Here is a 17448-nt window from a genome sequence, read left to right as displayed (position 1 = left end):
GGGTTTTGCGGGGTCCAGGCACCTCGCCGGGCGCCAGTCCTTGCGGGCCCCGGGACCCGCCGCAGGGGCAGACCTGCGGACCCCCCGCGGGGTCGAAGGGACGGCAGCCCCTGGGGGAGGGGAATGGCCAAGGGCGGCGGGGGCGAACACCCCCACCGCCCTCTCACGCCGTACCCGTCACACCCGCTCGTCCCGCCACGGCAACTCCGCCGTCACCCGAGTGGGCCCCCCGACCGGCGAATCCACCACCAGGATCCCGTCCACCGCGTCCAGCCGCTCCGCCAACCCCGCAAGCCCGGACCCGGAGGACACATCGGCCCCACCCACCCCGTTGTCCACGACCTGGAGCATCAACCGGTTCTCCACCCGCCACACATCCACCGCGGCGAACGTCGCCCGAGAGTGCTTGCTGATGTTCTGCAGCAGCTCCGACACCGTGAAGTACGCGATCCCCTCGATCGCCGGCGCGGGCCGGGCCGGCAGATCCACCTCCACCTGCACCGGCACCGTGCACCGGGAAGCCACCGCCGACAGCGCGGCGTCCAGCCCCCGGTCGGTCAGCACCGCCGGATGAATCCCCCGCGCCAGATCCCGCAGCTCCTGAAGCGCCGTCTTCACCTCACCGTGCGCCTCGTCCACCATCCGCGCCGCCGCGGCAGGATCCTCCGTGAGCTTCTCCTTCGCCAGCCCCAGATCCATGGCCAGCGCCACCAGCCGAGCCTGCGCACCGTCGTGCAGATCCCGCTCGATCCGACGCAGATCCGCGGCCGCCGTGTCCACCACGACCCCCCGGTCGGACTCCAGCTCCACCACCCGTGCCGTCAGCCGGGTCGGCCCGAGCAGCCCGTGCACCATCACCCGGTCCACCATCGTCAGCGCCCGCACGATCCACGGCGTGGCCAGCGTGAACAGCAGTCCCACCAGCGCGGTCACACCGATCTCGAACGGGTTGTCCAGGTAGATGTGGTGCGTCTGGTCGCCGTAGAGCTGAAGCCCGTCCTGACCGACGTACGCCGGGAAGACCCAGAACCACAGCGGATACGTCAGCAGCGCCCACCCGTACACCCAGAAGTTCACCGCGACGACGAACGAGAACGCCGCCCACGGCAGGTGCAGCACCGAGTACAGCAGCGTCCGCCACGACGTCCCGCTCTTGAGCACCGCCCCCATCCACGCCATGAACCCGGACTTCCGCATCCTGAGCGGCTCCGGATCGCCGACCTCGAGACCCAGCAGCCCCCGGGCCCGTGCCCGCTCCAGTGCCCCGAGCCCACGGCATCCGGCGAGCCCGGCCGCGAAGACCGGAATCCCGAGGAAGGTCACGAGGAGGCCCGCGCCGAGCGAGATCATCGTGACGGCGTACGTGAACATCACGATGCTGATCGGCAGGCTCAGCAGCACATAGCCGAACTCCCGCCAGGTCCGCCCCTCGAACGGCGCCCGCAGCCCGGCCGGCACCCGGTGCCGCCGTACCGTCTCGGGGAACCCGAGCCCACTGTCGTACCCGTAGTCCGTGGCCATCGACGTCGTCCTTCTTCTCTCGTCCCGCGCCTGTGGTGTCGTATCTCCACCCTGCTGGGCCGCAGCTCAACGGACCATGGAGGCCGTCGGCCTCTTGAAAGGGGGGTTTTCCCTACCCCTTCTCCAGGCCACGGTCCCGCCACGGCAGCTCCGCCGTGACGACCGTCGGCCCGCCCGGCGGCGAGTCGATGACGAACAGCCCGTCGACCGCGTCGAGGCGCTCCGCGAGCCCGCGCATACCGGTGCCACCGTCGAGCCGGGCCCCGCCGCGGCCGTCGTCCCACACCTGGATGAGCAGCCTGTTCTCCGAGCGCCACACGTCGACCGACGCCGACCGGGCCCCGCTGTGCTTGCTGATGTTCTGGAGCAGCTCGGAGACGGTGAAGTAGGCGATCCCCTCGATCGCCTGGACCGGGCGCGCGTCGAGGTCGGCGGTCACCTTCACCGGGACCGTGCAGCGCGAGGCGACACTGGACAGCGCCGCGTCGAGGCCTCGGTCGGTCAGTACGGCCGGATGGATGCCCCGCGCCAGATCCCGCAGCTCCTGCAGCGCCAGCTTCACCTCGCCGTGGGCCTCCTCGACCATCGCCTGTGCGTACTCGGGGTCCTCCAGGAGCTTTTCCTTCGCGAGGCCGAGACCCATGGCCAGGTTGACCAGCCGGGCCTGCGCCCCGTCGTGCAGGTCGCGCTCGATACGCCGTAGATCGGCCGCGGCCGTGTCGACGACGACCCCCCGGTCGGACTCCAGTTCGGCGATACGGCGTTCCAGCTCGTCGGAGGGCGACAGCAGACCACGCACCATCGCCCGGTCCACGTTGGCGAGCCCCCGCGCGATGAACGGCAGGACCGGCCACAGCACGAACAACGAGGTCAGCGTGATGGTGAAGGTGAGCACCCCCCAGGGCAGCCGGATGAAGTCGTACAGCACCGTCCGCCAGCCCACGGGGTCCTTCACCCCCATCCACAGCTGGGCGAAGAAGCCGTTGCCGCCGTTCTGGGTACGCCACGGCAGACGGCTCGGTTCGTCCACCCGCACGCCGAGCAGTGCCCGGGCCCGCGCCCGCTCCAGCTTGCCGAGCTGCCGCGCGCCCAGCAGACCCGCCGCGAGCAAGGGGAATCCGATCACCGTGACGGTCAGCCAGAAACCGGTGAACAGCACCGTCACGACGTAGGTGAAGCCCAGGATCGACACCGGAAGGTTCGCCAGGAGATGGGCGATCTCCTTCCAGGTGTGCGCGTCGTAGGCGAAACGGGCCGGCGGCGGCCGGCCGTCGTCGGTTCCGCCGTGTCTGCCGGTGGTCACGGCGCGGCTCGGGGACGAATGGCGTTCGGTCATATGGGCTAGCGTGCCGCCCCGGACCGCCGTGCGCCATGAGGCGGGCCGCCGCGGCTTGCGGGGGAAAACCCCACCCCGGCCTTTCGGATGGCTTTCCGGGGGTGACGGGCTGCTTACCGTCCCTTTATCAGGGCCTAGACTCCCGAGCGTACAGATCGTCGAACAGTGGTGTTCAGCGTGACCACTGTGTTCAGCGTGCTCACAGGGAGTGAGGGGCGGACGTGCCGGAACCGACCGTCGTCGATGCAACCGTCGTCGATCCGACCGTCGTCGCGGCGGACTACTTCCAGTCGTACTCGGTCGTCGGACTGCTCGCCGTCGTCGGCGTGCTGTTCGTCGCGGTCGCCTTCGGCGCCGGCCGTCTGCTGCGACCCGTGGTGCCCACCCCCGAGAAGCTCCTGACGTACGAGTGCGGAGTCGACCCCGTCGGCGAGGGCTGGGCCCACACCCAGGTCCGCTATTACGTCTACGCCTTCCTCTACGTCATCTTCGCCGTCGACTCGATCTTCCTGTTCCCGTGGGCGACGGTCTTCGCGGCTCCCGGCTACGGCGCGACGACCCTCGTCGAGATGTTCATCTTCCTCGGCTTCCTCGCCGTGGGACTGCTGTACGCGTACAAGAAGGGTGTCCTGACATGGACGTGAACCCTGCGGTCGACTCCGCTGCCACGGAGCCCGTGCTGCTCCCGGAGCCGCAACGGCTGGGCGCCCTCGCCCGCCTCGCCCCCGAGCCGATGAAGGTGATCCTCAACTGGGGCCGCCGGTACTCCCTGTGGGTCTTCAACTTCGGTCTCGCCTGCTGCGCCATCGAGTTCATCGCCGCGTCGATGGCCCGCCACGACTTCATCCGCCTCGGCGTCATCCCCTTCGCACCGGGCCCGCGACAGGCCGACCTGATGGTCGTCTCCGGCACGGTCACGGACAAGATGGCACCGGCGGTGAAACGTCTGTACGAGCAGATGCCCGAGCCCAAGTACGTCATCTCCTTCGGCGCCTGTTCCAACTGCGGCGGCCCGTACTGGGACTCGTACTCCGTGACGAAGGGCGTCGACCAGATCATCCCCGTCGACGTCTACGTCCCCGGCTGCCCGCCCCGCCCCGAGGCCCTGCTCCAGGGAATCCTGAAGCTCCAGGAGAAGATCGCCCGGGAGTCGCTGGAGGAGCGGTACGGGCCGTCCACGGCGCGTCCGTCGGCGGCTGCGCTGCAGAGCGGGTTGGTGAAGCCGCCTGCCTCTGCCTCTGCCTCTGCCCCTGCGTCGGCTTCGGCTCCGGCTTCGGATCCGGCTTCGGGCAAGGGGGAGTCACAGTGACCGCCGTCGGTTGGCTCCCCGCCCCCGCCGAGGAACTCTTCGGCCCCGCGGCCACCGCCGAGGAGTCGTACGAGGTCCTGACCGTGGACGTCCCGCCCACGACCTGGGTCACGGCACTGCGCGTCGCCCGCGACGAGTTGGGTTGCACCTACTTCGACTGGCTCAGCGCCGTCGACGAACCGGGCACCGGCTTCCGCGTGGCGGCCCACGTGGCGGCCCTCTCCCCGGTACGACGCCTGCTGCTGCGTACGACGATCTCCCACGAGACCCCGGTGCTGCCCACCGCCGTCGACGTCTACGCGGGTGCCGCCTGGCACGAGCGCGAGACCCACGAGATGTTCGGCGTCACCTTCGAGGGCCACCCCTCCCTGAATCACCTCCTCCTGCCGGAAACCTTCGAGGGCCATCCCCTCCGCAAGGACTTCGTCCTGGCCGCCCGCGTCGCCAAGGCCTGGCCCGGCGCCAAGGAGCCGGGCGAGTCCGAACACGGCGGCCCCAAACGCCGCCAGATGCTCCCCCCAGGAGTCCCCGACCCGAACGAATGGGGCCCCCTGAAGGGCCAACTCCCCCCGGCCCCGACCCGCCCCACCCGCACAGCGGGCCGCCCCCCGACCGAACGCCCACCCCGCGCCACGGGCGACCGCCCCGTGCGCCGGGCGCGTTCGGCGGCGGAGGGTTCGGCGAGTCAGGGGGAGGTTTCTGGGACTTCGGGTGCGGCGGATGCGACCGGGGCTGGGCCTCGTGGGGCGCGTTCGGCGGCGGAGGGTTCGGCGAGTCAGGGGGAGGTGTCAGGGGCGTCGGGTGCGACGGGTGCGTCGGAGGCTGGGCCTCGTGGGGCGCGTTCGGCGGCGGAGGGTTCGGCGAGTCAGGCGGAGGTTTCTGGGACTTCGGGTGCGGCGGATGCGACCGGGGCTGGGCCTCGTGGGGCGCGTTCGGCGGCGGAGGGTTCGGCGAGTCAGGCGGAGGTGTCAGGGGCGTCGGGTGCGGCGGATGCGACCGGGGCTGGGCCGCGGCGGGCGCGTTCGGCGGCCGAGGAGTCGGCGAGCCAGACCACGCCGGGGGCGACGGAGGGGGCTCCCCCCGTGTCGCCGACGGGGGGCCCCCGGCGCACCCGTAGCGCTGCGCAGGGCTCGGCCAGCCAGGCGGCACCGGAGGCCGACGACACCGGCGCCGGTTCCGCAGTCCCAGCCGACGGAGCGCCCGAGTCCGAAGCACCGGCAACCGGCTTGCCCGCGTCCTCATCGGACTCCCAGCGGAAGGGTTCGCCCACACCCGCCTCGGACTCCCCGGCGCCGCCTGCCCCCTCACCTCAGCGTCCGGGAGCGACGGGCGGTGCACCGGCCGGACCTCGCCGGGCGCGCACCGCCTCGAGCGGTTCCGCGAGTCAGCGCGCCGCGGCGGCCCCGACCGAGCCGACGACCGACGACGCGAGCACGAACCCCGTGCCGCCCAAGCCCCCCACCACCCCCCGCAGCCCGGACGCACCGTGGCACCATGCCCGCCCGGCCTTCGACGACCAGGAACCGAAGCGGCCTCCCACACCCGGGGACCCCGGAGTCTCCGAGCGCCCCTCCGCATCTGAGGCCGGCGGAGTCTCCGAGCGCCCTTCCTCATCCGAGGACCCCGGAGTCTCCCAGCGCCCTTCTCCATTGGGGAACAGCGGAGTCTCCATGCGTCCCGGGGACCCCGGCGTCTCCGAACGCCCCGAGGAGCCGGAGGTGCGCAAGGCCTCCCAGAAGCCCACAGCCTCGAGAGCCTCCACGGCCCCAGAAGGTCCCGCAGCTTCCGAAGACCTCCAGGTTCCGGAGGAGTCACCGGCTTCCGGTGGTCGTGGGGTTGCGGAGGAACTGTCGGCTTCCGACGGTCGCGAGACCCCGGAAGAGCCGCAGGCTTCCGATGCTCCCGAGGTTCCGGAAAAGCCCCCGGCTTCCGAGCCGACCCCCGCCCCCGACGAGTCCACGACCTCCGAGGGATCCAAGACCCCCGAGCGGCCCCAGACTTCCGGGCGCCCCCCGACATCCGAGGCACCTGAGGCCCCCGAGGACACCCAGGACCCGGAACGCCCAGATGGCGCCGACGGGAGCCCTGATCGCGCCGCCCAGGCCTCCGAGGACCCGGCCCCTGACGAGCCCTCCAGCCCCGACACTCACACCCCCACTCCCGACAAGCCCGAAGGAGGCCCGCAGTGAATGACGCTCTCGACGTCGCCCTGCGACTCCTGATCGTCTTCGTCGTCTTTCTCACCTTCCCCCTGCTCATCGGCCAGACCGAGCACAAGGTGATGGCCCACATGCAGGGCCGCCTGGGCCCGATGTACGCCGGCGGCTTCCACGGCTGGGCCCAACTCGTCGCGGACGGCGTGAAGTTCGCCCAGAAGGAAGACGTCGTACCGGCGGGCGCGGACCGCCGTATCTTCCAACTTGCCCCCGCCGTCGCCCTCCTGCCCTACCTCCTGGTCCTCCTCGCCATCCCGATCGGCCCCGGCGAGGGCGCCGTCGGTGAGGTCGTCGACGCGGGCGTGTTCTTCGTGCTCGCCGTGATGGGCGTGGGCGTCCTCGGCTCCCTCATGGCCGGCTGGGCCTCCGCCAACAAGTTCTCCCTCCTCGGCGGCCTGCGCACCGCCGCACAGCTCCTCGCCTACGAACTCCCGATGCTGCTCACCGCCGCCTCGGTGGCGATGGCGGCCGGAACCGTCTCCCTCCCCGGCATCCTCGACGCCTTCGAGTGGTGGTGGCTGCCCTGGCAGATCGTCGGCGCGATCGTGTTCTTCGTCGCCGGTCTCGCCGAACTCCAGCGCCCTCCCTTCGACATGCCGGTCGCCGACTCGGAGATCATCTTCGGCGCCTACACCGAGTACACCGGCCTGCGTTTCGCCCTGTTCCTCCTCGCCGAGTACGCCGGAATCGTCGTCCTGTGCGGCCTGACCACCGTCCTCTTCCTGGGCGGCTGGCACGGCCCCTGGGGCGCCGACGGGCTCGGCTGGGTCTGGACCCTCCTCAAGGCGGCCGTGCTCGCCTTCGTCGTCATCTGGCTCCGCGTGACCTATCCCCGCCTGCGCGAGGACCAGCTCCAGAAACTCTCCTGGACCCTCCTCGTCCCCCTCTCCCTCGCCCAGATCGCCCTCACCGGCATCGTCAAGGTGGTGATCCAGTAACCATGGCCCCCATTCCTGGCTCGGGTCTTGCCAAGGGCCTGGCCGTCACCCTGCGCACGATGACGAAGAAGACCGTCACCGAGCAGTACCCCGACGCCCAGCCCGACCTCCCGCCCCGCACCCGCGGGGTGATCGGACTGTTCGAGGAGAACTGCACCGTCTGCATGCTGTGCGCCCGTGAGTGCCCCGACTGGTGCATCTACATCGACTCCCACAAGGAGACGGTCCCGGCGGCGGCCCCCGGTGGCCGCGAACGCAGCCGCAACGTCCTCGACCGCTTCGCCATCGACTTCTCCCTCTGCATGTACTGCGGTATCTGCATCGAGGTGTGTCCTTTCGACGCCCTGTTCTGGTCCCCCGAGTTCGAGTACGCCGAGACCGACATCCGCGAGCTCACCCACGAGCGGGACAAGCTCCGTGAGTGGATGTGGACCGTCCCGGCCCCACCTGCCCTCGACCCCGGTGCGGAGGAACCGAAGGAGATCGCCACCGCCCGCAAGGCCGCCGAGAAGCTGGCGGCGGCCCAGGCCGAGCCGGCCCCGTCGGCCGATCCCCAGGGGGAGGAGTCGTGACCCTCGCCCAGGCAGCGCACGGCTTCCTTTCCCCGACCGGCGTCGAGATCGCCTTCCTGCTCGTCGGCCTGGTCACCTTCGGAGCCGCGATCATCACCGTCACCACCAAGCAGCTGGTGCACGCCGCCCTGTGGCTGGTGGTGGCCCTCGGCGGCCTCGCCGTCGAATACCTCCTGCTCACCGCCGAGTTCATCGCGTGGGTGCAGGTCCTCATCTACGTCGGCTCCGTCGTCGTCCTCCTTCTGTTCGGTCTGATGCTCACCAGGGCTCCCATCGGCCGCTCCCCGGACGCCGACTCCGGCAACCGCTGGGCCGCCCTCGTGGTGGCCCTTGCCGCAGCGGCCGCTCTGGTCTGGGTGGTCGTCGACGCCTTCCGCACCACCTGGATCGACCTGGACGGCCCCGCCGCCGGCTCCACCGAGGCAACCGGCGCGAGCCTGTTCCAGAATTGGGTCCTCCCCTTCGAGGCCCTCTCCGTCCTGCTCCTCGCGGCGCTGGTCGGCGCGATCGTCCTGTCCCGCAAGGCGAAGGCGGAGTCGAGCTCTCCCCCTGTGAACTCCCGAGCCTCGACCGGTAGTTCCCCATCCGTCCCTGATTCCCGCAATCACACGATCGGGCGAAATGGGCCGGTCGCGGGAACCGAGTCGGCCAAGGGAACCAAGTCGGCCAGGGAAACAGACTCGACTGAGCAGGAAGGCGCCCGCTGATGCACCTCGCCTATCCCGCCGTACTCTCTGCCCTCCTCTTCTGCACCGGCCTCTACGGCGTCCTGGCCCGCCGTAACGCGATCCTCGTCCTGATGTCGGTCGAGTTGATGCTCAACGCCGTCAACCTGAACCTGGTCGCCTTCGACGTCTGGCTCAGCAGGGCCGCGGAGGAGACCCTGCACTCCGGCCAGGCCCTGACCCTGTTCACCATCGCCATCGCCGCCGCCGAGATCGGCATCGGCCTCGCGATCGTCCTCGCCGTCCACCGCAACCGCGGCACCGCCGACATCGACAAGCTCCGCGACACGGCCGAGGGCCACGACCCCGACACCTCCGACGACGACGCCCGCACGGCCGAACAGGCCGCAGAGTCCGGGCGGACCGGGAAGGCTGAGGCCACCGCGTGACCACGACCACCCTCGCCGTCCTCGTCCCCCTCCTTCCCTTCCTGGGGGCCGCAGCCGGCCTGCTCCTGGGCCGCACCGCCCCCGGCTTCGCCCGCCCGCTCGCCGTTCTGCCGCCTCTGGTCGCCCTTGCGCTCGCCGCCGTGGTCGCCGTACGCCAGGGCGGCGACCAGACGGTGAACGCCGCCACCGAACTCACCCCGACCGGCTCGGTCCCGATCGAACTCGCCCTGTACATCGACGGCTTCGCCGCCCTCGTCGCCGTCCTGGTCGCCTTCGTCGCCACCTGTGTGCAGATCTACTCGACCGGCTATCTGCGCGACGACCCGCGCTACCCCTCCTACGCCGCTCTCGTCTCCCTCTTCACCTCCGCGATGCTGCTCGTCGTCTACTCCGGCGACCTGATCGTGCTGCTGGTCGGCTGGGAGATCATGGGCATCTGCTCGTACTTCCTGGTCGGCCACTACTGGGAGACCCCGGAGGCCCGCGCCGCCTCCCTCAAGGCATTCCTGGTGACCAAGCTCGGTGACGTCCCCTTCCTGATCGGCCTGTTCGCCCTGGCCACCGACGCAGGCTCCTTCCGGATCACGAAGGTCCTGGACGCCGTCGCGCACGGCGGGCTCGACCACCCGACCCTGATCGCCCTGCTCCTCCTCGCGGGCGTGGCGGGCAAGTCGGCGCAGTTCCCGCTGCACACCTGGCTCCCCGACGCGATGGCGGGCCCCACGCCCGTCTCCGCGCTGATCCACGCCGCGACGATGGTTGCCGCCGGTGTCTACTTCATCGCCCGTCTCCTCCCGGTCTTCGAGGCCTCTCAGGCCGCGATGGTGGTCCTGGCCGTCATGGCCGCCGTCACGATGATCGGTTCGGGCCTCGCCGCGCTCGCCCAGGACGACATCAAGCGTGTCCTCGCCTACTCGACGATCGGCCAGCTCGGCTACATGACCGGCGCCCTCGCCGTCGGCGACCGCGGTGCCGCCGTCTTCCACCTCCTGTCCCACGGCGCCTTCAAGGCGCTGCTGTTCCTCGCGGCCGGCGTGATCATCCACGCCGCCGGCACCAACTCCCTGGCCGCCATGTCCCGTATGAAGGACCTCAGCGCCCGGGTCCCCGACGCCTACTGGACGATGACCGTGGCGCTCCTCGCGCTCGCCGCGATCCCGCCCTTCAGCGGCTTCTTCTCCAAGGAGTCCGTCCTCGGCGCGGCCGAGCACGTCGCGACCGGCCACACCGAACACGCCCCCGGCGCCGCAGGCTGGATCACCCTCGTCGCAGGCCTCCTCACGGCCCTGCTCACAGCCGCGTACGCGACGCGGCTGTGGCTGCTGGCCTTCCGCGGGCGTGGCACCGAAGCCCCCGATCACGGACGCCAGCCTTTGACGATGACCGTGGTCCTCTGGGTCCTCGCGGCCCCGTCCCTCGCCCTCGGCGCGTTCTCCTACCGCGTGCTGCCCGACTGGTTCGACGGCCGCGACCTCACCCCGACCCTCACCACCTCCGTCGTCGGCACGGGCGTGGCCCTGATCGGCGGCCTCGTCACCTACGCGGCCTGGCGGCACACCAGTGCGGTCACGGCCCGCGTCCCGCTGGGTGCGGTCGCCGCCCACCCCGAGGGCGACGCCGGACTGGTCGAGGCCGAGGCCATCGCCACCCACGAGCCCGCTTACGGAGACGTGGCCTACGCGCCCGACCCCGCGGACCCCGGACGGTTGCTGCTCGGCCCACTGCACCGTCACGCGGCCGTCGGCTTCCACCTGGACGCCCTGTACACGGCCCTCTTCGTCCGCCCGGTCCAGGCCGGAGCCACCCTCGTCCGGTTCCTGGACCGCGAAGTCGTAGAGACCTACGTGCGCGGCGCGGGAACACTGCCCCGCTGGCTCGGCACCGCCGTACGACGGGCCCAGACCGGCAATCTGCAGACCTATGTGAGCGCGCTGCTCGCCGGCACCGTCGTCCTCGCGGTCGCCGTCGTCCTCGTCGCCACGGGAGCGTGAGCAGGCGTGATCGATATCAACGAGTCCGTGATGCAGTTCCTTCTGGCGTTCGTCGTGGCCGGTCCGCTCCTGGGCGCCGTCACGGCTCTGCTGCCGGCCCCGCCCGGACTGAAGGGGAAGTCACCGGACCAGGCCGTACTGCGGCACGGCGTGACGGTCACCGGCGTGATCCTCATCGCCGCGATCGTCCTGGCACTCGGCTTCGACCACGACCATCCGTCGAAGATGCAGGCCACAACCGACATCAGCTGGATCCCGGCGCTCGACGTGCGCATCCACCTCGGCATCGACGGCATCTCCCTCCCCCTTCTGGTCCTGACGGCGCTGCTGACCTTCCTCTGCGCGCTCTACTCGTACTTCAAGATGCCCGCGGGCCCCACCCCGAAGGCCTTCGTCGCACTGCTGCTCATGCTCGAGTCCGGCACCCTCGCGAGCTTCGCCGTCCTCGATCTGCTGCTGTTCTTCCTCGCGTTCGAGATGGTGCTCGTCCCGATGTACTTCCTCATCGCCCGGTGGGGCGGCGAGGACCGTCAGGCCGCCGCCTGGCGCTTCATCCTCTACACACTGCTCGGCTCGGTCGTCATGCTGCTGGGCCTGCTCCTGATCGGGATCAAGGCGGGCACATTCGACATGGTGGCACTCGCCACTGACAACGGCCGGTCACTGTCCGCATCCGTGCAGGTCATCGCCGTTCTGGCGATCGGGATCGGGCTCGCGGTCAAGACCCCGATGTGGCCGCTGCACAGCTGGCTGCCCGACGCCCACACCGCCGCGCCGACCGTCGGCTCGGTCCTGCTGGCCGGCGTCCTGCTGAAGATGGGAACGTACGGGTTCGTCCGGATTTTGCTGCCGATCGCCCCCGACGGCTTCCGCGACTTCGCGCCCTACCTCGCCGCCTTCGCCGTGGTCGGGATCATCTACGGATCCCTGGCCTGCCTCGCCCTCGCCAAACGTGGCGCGAAGGGCGATCTCAAGCGCCTCATCGCCTACTCCTCCGTCGGGCACATGGGCTTCGTCCTCCTCGGCATCGCCACCATGACCCCGACCGGCGTGAACGGCGCCCTGTTCGCCAACATCGCCCACGGCCTCATCACCGGCCTCCTGTTCTTCCTGGTCGGCGCCCTGAAGGACCGCACCGGCACCACCGACCTCGACACCCTGGCCGAGGAGACCGGCGCCGCCCTGTACGGCAAGGCCCCGCGCCTCGGCGGCCTGCTGGCCTTCGGTGCGGTCGCCTCACTCGGCCTGCCCGGCCTCGCCGGATTCTGGGGCGAGATGCTGGCCCTGTTCGGCGCCTTCAAGCCCGCCGACGACCTCAGCCGCCCCGCCTTCCTCACCTTCATGGCGATCGGCGCGTTCGGCACCCTCCTGACGGCCGCGTACATGCTCGTCGTGGTCCGCCGCGTCTGCATGGGCGCCGTACCCCAGGACGCCCCCCAGCTCGCCGACGTCCACACGTACGAGTTCGCGGCCTGGACGCCGCTCGTCGCCCTCACCGTCGCGGCGGGCCTGTGGCCGAAGGCCCTCCTCGGCCTCACCGACCCGGCCGTCCAGCAGCTCCTCGCAGGAGGCAACCGATGAGCACCCTGGCCGCCATGGCTCAGCCACTGGCTTCTTCGGCCGAGCCCCTGGCCGCGAACCTCGTGCAGTCCGTCGACTGGCTCGCGATCGCGCCACCCACCCTCGCGGCGGTCGTCGGACTCGTCGTCCTCGTCGCAGACCTGTTCGTCGGCGAGCAGAAGAAAGCCCTGCTCGGGTGGGTCTCGGTCGCGGGCCTGGCAGCCTCCGTGCTCCTGCTGCTGCCCCTCCTGGACGGCGACCGCAGCACCTTCTGCCTGACCGGCGACGCCGACGTGTGCAGCTATGCGGCCGACCGCTTCACCCTCGTCATCCAGTTCCTCGTCCTGGGCGGCGCCCTCCTGGCGGCCCTCCTGTCGGTCACCACCCTCAAGGACGCCGACAAGAGACTCCCCGAAGGGGAGTACTGGTTCCTGCTGCTCTCTTCGGCCGCCGGCGCCGCACTCCTGCCCGCCTCCCGCGACCTGGCGACCCTCGTCGTCGCCCTGGAAGTCGCCTCCCTGCCCGCCTTCGCCCTCGTCGGCATCCGGCACGGCGACAGGAAGTCCTCCGAAGCGGCCCTGAAGTTCTTCCTGTCCTCGGTCACCGCGACCGCGGTCAGCCTCATGGGCATCAGCTTCGTGTACGCCTCCACGGGCACCCTGTACCTCACACAGATCGCCGACCGCATCCAGGACGTCGACGGACAGCTCCACACCCTCGCCCAGACCGGCGTCGTCCTCACCCTCGTCGGCTTCGCCTTCAAGACGGCCGCCGTCCCCTTCCACTTCTGGGTGCCCGACACCTACGTCGGCGCACCCCTCCCCATCGCCGCCTACTTGTCGGTCGTCGGCAAAACGGTCGGCTTCTCCGGCCTGATCCTCGTCACCGTCGTCGCCCTGCCGTCGTACGCCGACGTCTGGGGCCCGGCGCTCGCCACGCTCGCCGCCTTCACCATGACCGTCGGCAACGTCGGCGCGCTCCGACAGCAGGCCACGCGCGCGTACAGCGCCGTACGGCTGCTCGCCTGGTCCTCCGTCGGCCAGGCCGGCTACCTCCTCGTCCCGATCGCCGCCGCCGCCTACTCCGACGACGCCGAGCGGTCCGTCGGCTCCACCGTCGCCTACGCCCTCATGTACGCCGCCGTGAACCTCGGTGCCTTCGCGGTGGCCGCGCTGGTGGGCCGAACGAGGGCCGCGAACCGCATCACCGACTATCGCGGCCTCTACGCGACCAACCCGCTCGCCGCGCTCCTCCTGGCCTTCTTCCTGCTCTGCCTGGCAGGGCTGCCGCCGGGCATCATCGGCCTGTTCGCCAAGGTCACCGTCTTCTCGGCGGCCGTGGACGCCGGCCTCGGATGGCTCGCCGTGGTCATGGCCGTCAACGTCGTGATCGCGCTCTTCTACTACCTCCAGTGGACGACACTGCTGTTCAGGGCGCCCGAGGGCGAACCCGCCGCGCACCGCGTCCCCGCCCCCCTCACCGCCGCGCTCGCCCTGACCGGCGTCCTCGGCGTCGCCCTTTCGGGCGCGCCCCAGCTGGTGTTGCGCTTCACCGACACCGGGCTCTTCTGACCCGGTCCTCCCGAACCTGAACAGCCACCCTTGGATCATCACCCGGACGGCCCACCTGGGCCTCCGCGCGCACAAGGGAACTAGTGACCCTCGCCTGGCGTTGAGCAAAACGGGAGGGTCCACTGGACGTGACATCACGGACCGGTGGCATCGGAAGACATCGGAGATCAGCAAGCAAAAGGGTTCCCCTGCTGCACCACTTGGAGGGCGTACCGTGCACCGCCGGCACAACGGGCTCAGGACCGCAGTCCTCCTCGGGGGACTGTCCGCACTCATCATCGTCATCGGCAGCTTCTTCGGCCGTATGGGGCTGGTTGTGGCCGTCCTGATCGCGCTGGGCACCAACGCGTACGCGTACTGGAACAGCGACAAGCTGGCTCTACGCGCGATGCGTGCCCGCCCGGTGAGCGAGTTCGAGGCACCGGCCCTGTACCGCATGGTCCGCGAACTCTCCACCCAGGCCCGTCAGCCCATGCCGCGCCTGTACATCTCTCCGACCGAGGCGCCCAACGCCTTCGCGACCGGCCGCAATCCGCGCAACGCCGCCGTGTGCTGCACCGACGGCATCCTGCGCATCCTGGACGAGCGCGAACTGCGCGGTGTCATCGGCCACGAACTCAGCCATGTCTACAACCGCGACATCCTGATCTCGTCGGTCGCCGGCGCCCTCGCCTCCGTGATCATGTTCCTGGTCAACTTCGCCTGGCTGATCCCGATCGGCCGCTCCGACGACGATGACGGCCCGGGTCTCCTCGGCATGCTGATGATCATGATCCTCGGACCGCTCGCGGCCGGTCTCATCCAGATGGCCATCAGCCGCTCCAGGGAGTACGAGGCGGACGCGTCCGGCTCCCAGCTCACCGGCGATCCCCTCGCGCTCGCCAGCGCCTTGCGTAAGCTCGAAATGGGCACCAAGCAACTGCCGTTGCCCCCCGAACCGCGCATCGAGACCGCGAGCCACATGATGATCGCGAACCCCTTCCGCCCTGGCCAGGGACTGTCCAAGATGTTCTCGACTCACCCGCCGATGGCGGAGCGCATCGCCCGGCTCGAGAAGATGGCAGGTCGCCCCCAATGAAAACCATCCTGAACGTCATTTGGCTCGTCCTGAGCGGCTTCTGGCTGTTCCTCGCCTACCTGGCCGCGGGCGCGCTGCTCTGCATCACCATCATCGGCATCCCGTTCGGCATTGCAGCCTTCCGCATCGGCGTCTACGCCCTGTGGCCCTTCGGGTACACCACGGTCGAGCGCCGCGACGCGGGCTCACCCTCCTGCGTCGGCAACGTCCTGTGGCTGGTCCTCGCCGGCTGGTGGCTGGCCCTGGGCCACATCGCGACGGGCCTCGTCCTCTGCGTCACGATCATCGGTATCCCGTTCGGCATCGCCAACTTCAAGCTGATCCCCGTGTCCCTGTTCCCACTGGGCCGCGAGATCGTCCCCACGGACGAGCCGTTCGCGACCCGCTGACGGACGGGCCGGGGGAGTGGGGGCGCCCAAGTACGTCCTCCTGTCGTATGACCGGGAGGCCGAGTTCGAGGGCGAGGGGGGCTACGAGGAGACGTGGGCGTTGTGCCAGGACGCCGAGGATCTCTTCGCCGACCCGCCTCCTCCCCTCCGAGACGTCTACGAACTTCTCGGCTGCACTCCCCAGGGCCGCTTGAGCGAAGCCCTCACACACGCGCGTGCCGAGGGATCGGCGCCTCTCGGGACCCTCACCCTGCAGATTCTCGACAAGACCGGCGCGGCGGTCGGTGAATGGCATCTGGAAGAGGCGCGCCTCCTCGGCGACCGCCCCTGCGCTCACGACCTGACACTGCGGGACGTCACGATCGAGGGAACGCAACCGGACCACAACCTCTGCGACTACCCGCGGCGACCGCCGCTCTCCCCGGGCTACCGCCTGCTGGGTGTCCACGGTGAACCGCACGGCACCTGCCGCGACCTGGCCTGCATACGAGAGGTCCCGGACGAAACCATGGAACCCCCGCTGCGCCTGCTGGGCTGCTCTCCACAGGGCGCCCTGCGGACCGCGCTGGACGCGGGGGAGGAGGACCTCGGTCATGCCAAGGTCCTGCGCATCGACACCTCCGGTAGGCCCCTGCAGTCCGCAGCTGAGGGTGAACTGCGGGCCTGGATCCCGTCAGCGCGCGGTCCCGGTCTGGTGGACCTCACCCTGGACCTGTGGTCGGAACGCCCGCCCTTCGCGGCCGACGAGGTGTGGGAACTGTGGACCCAGGGACGCCCGACGGAGCCCAACCGCTGGGCGCGATGCGACAACGAGGGACGGCAGTTCTGGCTTCGCACGGCGCTCGACAACCACGTCCACGGCGGCCAGGACCGGCCGCCCGGCACGACATACCACCTCGACGGCCGCCACATCACCGATCTGCCCGGCTTCTTCTGCGCCCTGGGCGAGGCGGTGAACGGCCCCGGCGGTTACTTCGGCTGGGGCCTGGACGCCCTGGACGACTGTCTGATGGGCCGCTGGGGTGCCACCCCGCCCCTCAGCTTGGTCTGGCACGATTCCGAAGTCGCCCGCAGGTCTCTTGGTGTCACCTCGCAGACCCTCCACAGGCCGCCTGCCTTCGAGGAACTCCTCGCCTTTCTCGCCGAGGGCGATCGCGTCGATGTCCACCTCGCCTGAGCCGAGGTTGCCCCGGGTTTTCCACAACCCGGATGTTGTCCACAGGTCTGCCCGGGTGTCAGTGCCACCCTGCATCATGAATGCATGACCGAGAGCGAGCAGTTGCTGGCACGGGTGGCGGACAAGGCCCGCAACACCCGGCCGTGGGGTTGGACTTCCCTCCCCGAGCCGGTGGAAGCGGAGACCCTCTCCCGCGCCGAGGCAGCGCTGGGCTTCCAACTGCCCGCGCTGCTCGCCGACCTCTACCTGCGTATAGGGGACGGCGGATTCGGCCCGGAGTACGGCCTGTTGCCCCTGCTCGACAGCCCTCCGTCCGGCGAGCCCGCGGCCGTCGTGCAATACCTGGCCAACCGCAAGAGCAGCCGTAAGGACCCCGACTGGCCCTGGCCCGAGGGCGTCCTGCCGATATCCCACTGGGGCTGCGCGATGTACGCGTGCGTGGACTGCCACAGCCCGGAAGCCCCCGTTCTCCTCTTCGAGCCGAACGCCGGTGACTGCGACCACTCCTGGTTCGTGGACGCCCCCACCCTCACGGACTGGCTGCAAGCCTGGGTCGACGGCACTGGCTGGTACGAGGAGATGAACGAGGAGTTGGAGATGACTCCCTGGGCACAGTTCCGGATACGTACGGCACCCCCGGCCCACGCGTCCTGACGCTCCCTTGAGGGGGACGCGG

15 protein-coding genes and 1 pseudogene are annotated in these 17448 nt (G+C 70.3%); 14 read left to right on the top strand and 2 right to left on the bottom strand.

Features of this window, described 5'->3' with window-relative positions:
- Positions 1 to 177 precede the first annotated feature (177 nt).
- The gene (locus tag AQJ46_RS08565) at positions 178 to 1521 is read right to left on the bottom strand and encodes a sensor histidine kinase (RefSeq protein ID WP_059204957.1); all 1344 of its coding nucleotides are present in this window, start codon (positions 1519 to 1521) and stop codon (positions 178 to 180) included.
- A 112-nt stretch (positions 1522 to 1633) separates the two neighbouring features.
- Positions 1634 to 2857: a sensor histidine kinase gene (locus AQJ46_RS08560; protein WP_059204956.1), complete on the bottom strand. Its 1224-nt coding sequence runs from the start codon at positions 2855 to 2857 to the stop codon at positions 1634 to 1636.
- Positions 2858 to 3078: 221 nt separating this feature from the next.
- Here AQJ46_RS08560 and AQJ46_RS08555 point away from each other — a divergent pair, with 221 nt between their 5' ends.
- The 14 genes and pseudogenes from AQJ46_RS08555 (at position 3079) to AQJ46_RS08490 (ending at position 17426) form a co-directional block, all read left to right on the top strand.
- Positions 3079 to 3501, top strand: a complete 423-nt coding sequence (locus AQJ46_RS08555; RefSeq protein WP_057607955.1) for an NADH-quinone oxidoreductase subunit A — start codon at positions 3079 to 3081, stop codon at positions 3499 to 3501.
- Positions 3492 to 4166: an NADH-quinone oxidoreductase subunit B gene (locus AQJ46_RS08550; RefSeq protein WP_059204955.1), complete on the top strand. Its 675-nt coding sequence runs from the start codon at positions 3492 to 3494 to the stop codon at positions 4164 to 4166. The genes AQJ46_RS08555 and AQJ46_RS08550 overlap by 10 nt, the downstream gene beginning before the upstream one ends.
- Positions 4163 to 5176, top strand: a pseudogene (locus AQJ46_RS58995) (NADH-quinone oxidoreductase subunit C); the annotation flags it as partial. The gene AQJ46_RS08550 and the pseudogene AQJ46_RS58995, both read left to right, overlap by 4 nt.
- A 1175-nt stretch (positions 5177 to 6351) precedes the next feature.
- A complete protein-coding gene (locus AQJ46_RS08540; protein WP_057607952.1) occupies positions 6352 to 7320 on the top strand; it encodes a complex I subunit 1/NuoH family protein in 969 nt (322 codons plus the stop codon).
- A 2-nt stretch (positions 7321 to 7322) separates the two neighbouring features.
- Positions 7323 to 7892, top strand: a complete 570-nt coding sequence (locus tag AQJ46_RS08535) for a NuoI/complex I 23 kDa subunit family protein (protein WP_059204953.1) — start codon at positions 7323 to 7325, stop codon at positions 7890 to 7892.
- Positions 7889 to 8599 (top strand): NADH-quinone oxidoreductase subunit J family protein, encoded by a 711-nt coding sequence (locus AQJ46_RS08530; protein ID WP_059204952.1) that lies wholly within the window; start codon positions 7889 to 7891, stop codon positions 8597 to 8599. Before AQJ46_RS08535 ends, AQJ46_RS08530 begins: the two co-directional genes overlap by 4 nt.
- The gene (gene nuoK / locus AQJ46_RS08525) at positions 8599 to 9006 is read left to right on the top strand and encodes an NADH-quinone oxidoreductase subunit NuoK (protein ID WP_059204951.1); all 408 of its coding nucleotides are present in this window, start codon (positions 8599 to 8601) and stop codon (positions 9004 to 9006) included. Before AQJ46_RS08530 ends, nuoK begins: the two co-directional genes overlap by 1 nt.
- Complete coding sequence (locus tag AQJ46_RS08520; protein ID WP_059204950.1) at positions 9003 to 10997, top strand: NADH-quinone oxidoreductase subunit 5 family protein; 1995 nt, start codon at positions 9003 to 9005, stop codon at positions 10995 to 10997. Before nuoK ends, AQJ46_RS08520 begins: the two co-directional genes overlap by 4 nt.
- Before the next feature lie 6 nt (positions 10998 to 11003).
- Positions 11004 to 12578: an NADH-quinone oxidoreductase subunit M gene (locus tag AQJ46_RS08515; RefSeq protein ID WP_057607947.1), complete on the top strand. Its 1575-nt coding sequence runs from the start codon at positions 11004 to 11006 to the stop codon at positions 12576 to 12578.
- Positions 12575 to 14128, top strand: a complete 1554-nt coding sequence (locus tag AQJ46_RS08510) for an NADH-quinone oxidoreductase subunit N (protein WP_263972860.1) — start codon at positions 12575 to 12577, stop codon at positions 14126 to 14128. Before AQJ46_RS08515 ends, AQJ46_RS08510 begins: the two co-directional genes overlap by 4 nt.
- 214 nt (positions 14129 to 14342) lie before the next feature.
- A complete protein-coding gene (htpX, locus tag AQJ46_RS08505) occupies positions 14343 to 15206 on the top strand; it encodes a zinc metalloprotease HtpX (RefSeq protein ID WP_059204949.1) in 864 nt (287 codons plus the stop codon).
- A complete protein-coding gene (locus AQJ46_RS08500; RefSeq protein ID WP_059204948.1) occupies positions 15203 to 15595 on the top strand; it encodes a YccF domain-containing protein in 393 nt (130 codons plus the stop codon). Before htpX ends, AQJ46_RS08500 begins: the two co-directional genes overlap by 4 nt.
- Before the next feature lie 16 nt (positions 15596 to 15611).
- A complete protein-coding gene (locus AQJ46_RS08495) occupies positions 15612 to 16772 on the top strand; it encodes a barstar family protein (RefSeq protein WP_059204947.1) in 1161 nt (386 codons plus the stop codon).
- 84 nt (positions 16773 to 16856) lie between these two features.
- On the top strand, positions 16857 to 17426 hold the full coding sequence (locus tag AQJ46_RS08490; protein WP_059204946.1) for an SMI1/KNR4 family protein: 570 nt from the start codon (positions 16857 to 16859) through the stop codon (positions 17424 to 17426).
- Positions 17427 to 17448: the final 22 nt, after the last annotated feature.

Source organism: Streptomyces canus, from assembly GCF_001514145.1.
Lineage (GTDB): Bacteria > Actinomycetota > Actinomycetes > Streptomycetales > Streptomycetaceae > Streptomyces > Streptomyces canus.
This window is presented reverse-complemented; position numbering and strand designations above follow the sequence as displayed.

Bases quoted from the DNA above. Each gene is read 5' to 3' on its own strand.
- AQJ46_RS08565 (WP_059204957.1), bottom strand. From the start codon at position 1,521: ATGGCCACGGACTACGGGTACGACAGTGGGCTCGGGTTCCCCGAGACG.
- AQJ46_RS08560 (WP_059204956.1), bottom strand. From the start codon at position 2,857: ATGACCGAACGCCATTCGTCCCCGAGCCGCGCCGTGACCACCGGCAGA.
- AQJ46_RS08550 (WP_059204955.1), top strand. From the start codon at position 3,492: ATGGACGTGAACCCTGCGGTCGACTCCGCTGCCACGGAGCCCGTGCTG.
- AQJ46_RS08535 (WP_059204953.1), top strand. From the start codon at position 7,323: ATGGCCCCCATTCCTGGCTCGGGTCTTGCCAAGGGCCTGGCCGTCACC.
- nuoK (WP_059204951.1), top strand. From the start codon at position 8,599: ATGCACCTCGCCTATCCCGCCGTACTCTCTGCCCTCCTCTTCTGCACC.
- AQJ46_RS08510 (WP_263972860.1), top strand. From the start codon at position 12,575: ATGAGCACCCTGGCCGCCATGGCTCAGCCACTGGCTTCTTCGGCCGAG.
- AQJ46_RS08500 (WP_059204948.1), top strand. From the start codon at position 15,203: ATGAAAACCATCCTGAACGTCATTTGGCTCGTCCTGAGCGGCTTCTGG.
- AQJ46_RS08490 (WP_059204946.1), top strand. From the start codon at position 16,857: ATGACCGAGAGCGAGCAGTTGCTGGCACGGGTGGCGGACAAGGCCCGC.